The sequence below is a fragment of the Mucilaginibacter angelicae genome (assembly GCF_042434235.1).
In the GTDB taxonomy this organism is placed as follows: domain Bacteria; phylum Bacteroidota; class Bacteroidia; order Sphingobacteriales; family Sphingobacteriaceae; genus Mucilaginibacter; species Mucilaginibacter angelicae.
Genome location: NZ_JBHLTS010000047.1, coordinates 1 through 1,895, shown reverse-complemented (window position 1 = coordinate 1,895; position 1,895 = coordinate 1). Strand labels below are relative to the sequence as shown.

Here is a 1,895-nt window from a genome sequence, read left to right as displayed (position 1 = left end):
GTTTTTACCTTTGCAACCCCGAACGGGACGGACTTCGAAAGGAGTTTAAGACAAAGAGAATGAAAGCGTTAGTGAGTAGTTCGAGGGCTGAGGAGAGCGATTCTCGGGGCTTAATAAAATGACAAATCAAAGCGGTTTAAAAGCCGAAAGATTATATAGCTGATTCGGATGATGAAGCGAAAAAGTTCTTTTAAGAAATGGAAATCATGTAGCGTAACGGGAGATTGACCGAGACTAAGGTTGAGGAAGATTGAAGAGTTACAATAACAAGAGGAAACTGTATAAAGATATAATGAATACAGATTCTATTAATTAATAATAGGGTCAGTGATTTGAACAAAACATTTTACAATGGAGAGTTTGATCCTGGCTCAGGATGAACGCTAGCGGCAGGCCTAATACATGCAAGTCGGACGGGATAGGAGAGCTTGCTTTCCTTGAGAGTGGCGCACGGGTGCGTAACACGTATGTAACCTACCTTGATCAGGGGGATAGCCTCTCGAAAGAGAGATTAAGACCGCATAACATATTGAAGTGGCATCGCTTTAATATCAAATATTTATAGGATCAAGATGGGCATGCGGAACATTAGCTAGTTGGTAAGGTAACGGCTTACCAAGGCTACGATGTTTAGGGGATCTGAGAGGATGACCCCCCACACTGGTACTGAGACACGGACCAGACTCCTACGGGAGGCAGCAGTAAGGAATATTGGTCAATGGACGGAAGTCTGAACCAGCCATGCCGCGTGCAGGAAGACGGCCCTACGGGTTGTAAACTGCTTTTGTACGGGAATAAACCTACCTATGTATAGGTAGCTGAATGTACTGTAAGAATAAGGATCGGCTAACTCCGTGCCAGCAGCCGCGGTAATACGGAGGATCCAAGCGTTATCCGGATTTATTGGGTTTAAAGGGTGCGTAGGCGGCCTGTTAAGTCAGGGGTGAAAGACGGTAGCTCAACTATCGCAGTGCCCTTGATACTGATGGGCTTGAATGTACTTGAGGTAGGCGGAATGTGACAAGTAGCGGTGAAATGCATAGATATGTCACAGAACACCAATTGCGAAGGCAGCTTACTAAAGTATGATTGACGCTGAGGCACGAAAGCGTGGGGATCAAACAGGATTAGATACCCTGGTAGTCCACGCCCTAAACGATGAACACTCGATGTTGGCGATATACGGTCAGCGTCTAAGCGAAAGCGTTAAGTGTTCCACCTGGGGAGTACGCCCGCAAGGGTGAAACTCAAAGGAATTGACGGGGGCCCGCACAAGCGGAGGAGCATGTGGTTTAATTCGATGATACGCGAGGAACCTTACCCGGGCTTGAAAGTTAGTGAATGTGGCAGAGACGCCACAGTTCTTCGGAACACGAAACTAGGTGCTGCATGGCTGTCGTCAGCTCGTGCCGTGAGGTGTTGGGTTAAGTCCCGCAACGAGCGCAACCCCTATGTTTAGTTGCCAGCATTTAAGGTGGGGACTCTAAACAGACTGCCTATGCAAATAGAGAGGAAGGAGGGGACGACGTCAAGTCATCATGGCCCTTACGTCCGGGGCTACACACGTGCTACAATGGATGGTACAGAGGGCAGCTACCTGGCAACAGGATGCCAATCTCCAAAAGCCATTCACAGTTCGGATCGGGGTCTGCAACTCGACCCCGTGAAGTTGGATTCGCTAGTAATCGCGTATCAGCAATGACGCGGTGAATACGTTCCCGGGCCTTGTACACACCGCCCGTCAAGCCATGGAAGCTGGAAGTGCCTGAAGTGCGTAACCGCAAGGAGCGTCCTAGGGTAAAGTCGGTAACTGGGGCTAAGTCGTAACAAGGTAGCCGTACCGGAAGGTGTGGCTGGAATACCTCCTTTCTGGAGCAGTTTCCCTTAGTAGCTTG

General features: G+C 48.8%; 1 rRNA gene. It reads left to right on the top strand.

Annotated features, from left to right (window positions below):
* The first annotated feature begins 348 nt into the window (after nucleotides 1-348).
* Nucleotides 349-1,869: ribosomal RNA gene (locus ACFFGT_RS19230) — 16S ribosomal RNA — on the top strand.
* Nucleotides 1,870-1,895: the final 26 nt, after the last annotated feature.